General features: G+C 59.9%; 5 protein-coding genes. 3 read left to right on the top strand and 2 right to left on the bottom strand.

All coding sequences use genetic code 11. From position 1 onward, the window contains the following. On the top strand, positions 1-988 hold a 988-nt coding region (locus AC1DSG_RS28325; RefSeq protein ID WP_477793826.1), incomplete at its 5' end, for an MFS transporter. A gap of 20 nt (positions 989-1,008) precedes the next feature. On the opposite strand, the gene AC1DSG_RS28320 is transcribed toward AC1DSG_RS28325, so the two are convergent. Both AC1DSG_RS28320 and AC1DSG_RS28315 read right to left on the bottom strand, forming a co-directional pair. Beyond that, positions 1,009-2,046 (bottom strand): alpha/beta hydrolase family protein, encoded by a 1,038-nt coding sequence (locus tag AC1DSG_RS28320; protein WP_477793825.1) that lies wholly within the window; start codon positions 2,044-2,046, stop codon positions 1,009-1,011. Between the two features lie 250 nt (positions 2,047-2,296). Then, entirely contained in the window at positions 2,297-2,908 is a 612-nt protein-coding gene (locus tag AC1DSG_RS28315; RefSeq protein WP_007949372.1) for an FMN-dependent NADH-azoreductase, read from the bottom strand. Between the two features lie 129 nt (positions 2,909-3,037). Here AC1DSG_RS28315 and AC1DSG_RS28310 point away from each other — a divergent pair, with 129 nt between their 5' ends. Continuing rightward, positions 3,038-3,946 (top strand): LysR substrate-binding domain-containing protein, encoded by a 909-nt coding sequence (locus tag AC1DSG_RS28310; RefSeq protein WP_477793824.1) that lies wholly within the window; start codon positions 3,038-3,040, stop codon positions 3,944-3,946. After that, on the top strand, positions 3,943-4,229 hold a 287-nt coding region (locus tag AC1DSG_RS28305; protein WP_477793823.1), incomplete at its 3' end, for an MmcQ/YjbR family DNA-binding protein. The genes AC1DSG_RS28310 and AC1DSG_RS28305, both read left to right, overlap by 4 nt.

Genomic DNA, 4,229 nt, shown 5'->3' with positions numbered 1-4,229 from the left:
CAGCCGGCCCATGGCCGGGCGCATGTCGGACAGCATCGGCACCAAGCGGGCGATTATTTACGGGTTGATGGGGATCGTGCTAAGCGGCGTGTTGACGTTGCTTTCGACGTTGCTGCAAAGCGTGCCGCTGCTGAGTCTGTTGATCCTGATCGCCGGGCGTTTGTTGCTCGGGGTCGCTCAGGGACTGATTGGCGTGGGTACCATCAGTTGGTGCATGGGCCAGGTCGGCGCGGAACACACCGCCCGTTCAATCTCCTGGAATGGCATCGCGTCTTACGGCGCCATCGCTATTGGCGCACCACTGGGCGTGGTAATGGTCGCCGAGTATGGGTTCGCCAGTTTGGGGGTCGCACTGTCGCTTTTAGCGATAGTCGCGCTGCTGCTGATCCGCAACAARCCTTCRGTGCCGGTGRTTCGCGGCGAGCGSCTGCCSTTYTGGGCCGTGTTCGGGCGYATTGCRCCSTTTGGSGCSAGYCTGAGCCTGGCCTCCATCGGYTACGGCACSCTGACCACCTTTATTGCACTGTATTACGTCAGCCGTGGCTGGGCCGGGGCCGCGTATTGCCTGACCGTTTTCGGTGTCTGTTTTATTCTGGCGCGACTGCTGTTCATCTCCAGCATCAGCCGTTTCGGCGGATTCACCTCGGCCATTGCCTGTATGAGCATTGAAACCGTGGGCCTGGGGCTGCTGTGGCTGGCCCCTTCAACCGGCTATGCGTTGATCGGCGCGGGGCTGACCGGTTTTGGCTTGTCGCTGGTCTATCCGGCGCTGGGTGTTGAAGCGATCAAGCAGGTGCCCAATTCCAGTCGGGGCGCAGGTTTGAGTGCTTACGCGGTGTTTTTTGATCTGGCACTCGCCATCGCCGGACCGTTGATGGGCGCGGTGGCGTTGAACCTGGGGTATACGTGGATTTTCTTCAGCGCAGGGTTGTTGTCGGTGGCCGGGTTGGCGCTGACCCTGTTACTGAAACGCCGCTCGATGGCCTAGCCGCGGGATCGGTGTGGTGTTTATTGATCAGCGGTTTGCAGGCCCGCACGGGTTGCAATGCCCAGCGAGCGCGTGAAGAAACGCCCGGCCTCGGAAATCATGTCGCGATGGATGACTTCGCGATCAACACCATCGGCGTCGGTGCACAGCCCCGGGGTGTTGACGATCTGCTCGTCGTTGCAGGGTGCCATGAACACGAAGTGCCCCGCGCCGGCCAACAACTTGAAGTCCGGCGCGATCGGCAGTTTACGCGCGAGTGCCGCAGCGTTTTTATCGAACGCCACCAACTTGTCGCCGTCGCCACTGTAAAGCAGCACCGGCACATGCACGTCAGCCAGCGTGTGACGGCCGAATTTCAAACTCAACGGTGCCATCAACATCAAGGCATGCACGCGCGGGTCGGCCACCGGTTGCAGGTCGTCGCGGTCGACGATCAGTTCTCCTTGGGTATTGCAGGCATCGCGGTCGTCCGGACGCTCCTGGCAATAGCGGCGCAGCCGATCCAGGTCCGGCGTGGCACCTGAAAGAATCAACGCCGTTTCACCGCCCGCCGAATAGCCAATCACCCCGACCTGATTGGCATGGACGAACGGCGCGAGCATGCGATCACCCAAGGTGGCGGTAATGGCTTCGGAAATCTGGATGGGACGGCCGTAAAGATTACTCAACGTACCGAGGCGGCTGTGGTCTTTGGAGTTGTCGCCGGGATGGATCACCGCGACCACCACAAAACCTTTGCGCGCCAGCGAGGTGGCGAGGTCATGCAGGGCCAGCGGGGTTCCGGTGTTGCCGTGGGACAGCATCAGCATCGGGAAACGGCCGATAGCCACAGGGATGTCTTCACCGGCTTCGACGGTGTAACCCTCGATTTTACTGGTGTGTTCCCGATCACTTGAGGGGTAGAACGCGATGGCATGCATCGGCTGCAAATCGAGAGGGTCGAGAAAACTCATCTCATGGAAGCCGACGCTCCAGTGAGGATGCGGCGCAGGCGCGGCGTGCACTGCATTCAGGCTGCTGAGCAGGCAAAACAGTAACGCTGCACAAAGACGCACCATAAGGATGCCCCACCATTTGTCACTTGACCGGAAAGCCCGTTCTCATCGGTTTATCGAGGTAGCGGCCTTGTACCAGCAATTTGCGGCCACCAAGGTCACTGCAGAACGGGGACGTTAACCCTGTACTGCATAAGCTGGGCCACAACCTGTAACAGTCAGAAACAAAAAACTCCGCATCTGGCACTTGCGTGATCAGAATACAGAGTTTTTTTGGGTATTGCCTGAGCAGTTGACGCCTTTTACGCAAGCCTTACGCAGCGGCGAATAATTGCTCGCTGATTTGCGCTTGAGCGTCGCTCATGGCTTTGGTACGCACTTCATCACCGTAGGCCAGGCCGTGGGCACGGACGAACTCGATGTCGGTGATGCCAATGAAGCCGAACAGCACCTTCAAGTACTCTTCGTGTGCCACGCCCGTGGCCTGACCGGCATGCAGGCCACCGGAAGTCGAAACGATCACGACTTTCTTGCCACCGCACAGACCTTCCGGGCCGGCTTCGGTGTAACGGAAAGTCTGACCGGCAACAGCAATGCGATCGATCCAGGCCTTGAGTTGGGTCGGAATGGTGAAGTTGTACATTGGTGCGGCAATCACGACGGCATCGGCGGCGAGAAACTCGGCCAGGGTGGTGGCGCTCAGCTCGGCTTCGTGCTGTTGCGCGGCGTTGCGCAGTTCGGCGGTAGTACCGGCGGCGACCAGCGTCGTGGCGGAGAAATGGCTGATGGCATCGGCGGCCAGATCGCGGTAAGTGACCACGGCGTTCGGCTCTGCGGTTTGCCAGGCTTTTACGACTTCACTGCTCAGCAGACGGGAAGCCGAGTTGTCACCAAGAATGCTCGAGTCGATATGCAACAGTTTCATGTGGGATCTCCAAGTGAGGACCGCCACGGGGCGATCTGATGGAAAGAATCCTACAGACGAAACCAATAACTGATTAGACCGCAACAATGCGATAGTTCGTCCCACTGATAGAACAATCGGACTGCCGATATGCAAGACCTCAACGATCTCTACTATTTTGCCAAAGTGGTTGAAGCCGGCGGCTTCGCGGCCGCCGGGCGTTTGCTCGGGATACCCAAATCGCGCTTGTCACGGCGCATTGCCGAACTGGAAGAACGCCTTGGCGCGCGTCTGCTGCAACGCACCACCCGCCAACTCAAACTGACGGCCGTGGGCGAGCGCTATCTGCGGCACTGCCAGGCAATGCTGCTGGAAGCCGAAATGGCCGATGAAGCGGTGGCCAGCATGTCCAGCGAACCCCGTGGCCGTTTGCGGGTGTCCTGCCCCGTCGGCCTGGCGCATGAAAGGTTGCCGACGGTCATCGCTCGGTTTCTTGAAAAATACCCCCAGGTACAACTGGAAGTCATGTTGGTCAACCGCCGGGTCGACTTGGTGACCGAAGGCGTCGATGTCGCCCTGCGGGTGCGTGAGTTGGGCGACGAAGATCCGTTGTTGGTCACCCGACGCTTGCGTCAAGCGCAAATGGTCATGGTCGCCACCCCCGCGTTTTTGCACGGACGGGAAATCAACCACCCTGACGACTTGAAGAACCTGCCGATACTCGGCGCCCTCGAAGCCGACCGCATGGTGCATATTCGCCTGTTGGATCAAAACGGCAAAAGTCTTGAGCTGAGCCTGGAAGCGCGGCTGGGCATCGACGACTTCATCGTGCGCAAGGCCTGCACCCTCGCCGGCCAGGGCTTTACCTTGCTGCCTATGATGTATTGCGAGCAGGAACTGGAATCGGGCTCGCTGGTACAACTGCTACCCCAATGGTCATTGCCGGGCGGCTGGCTGCAAGCGGTCTACCCTCACCGGCGCGGGGTGATGCCCGCTGTTCGTGCCTGGCTCGACCACTTGATCGAATCATTCAACGCCTGCGGGGACCGACTGATATGAAGGCAGCACGGATGAGCGAAGAGGACGTCGCACAGTTCTGTCTCGCGCTGCCGGGTGCGCGGGAGGACTATAAGTGGGGCGGTGTGAGGGTGTTTTCGATTGCCGGGAACAAGATGTTCGCGTTGCAGAACCTGCGCGGCGACTCCCTGGCCTTCAAAGTCGACAAGGATCTGTTTCTGGGGCATTGCGACCGGCCGGGCATCCACCCGGCTCCCTATCTGGCGAGAGCCCAGTGGATCATCATGCAAACGCCCTACCCGCTGGGCGCCGAAGAGCTGCAAGG

Source organism: Pseudomonas sp. P5_A12, from assembly GCF_056400685.1.
Note: the sequence above shows the minus strand (reverse complement) of the source record. Positions and strands in the feature narration are given on the sequence as shown.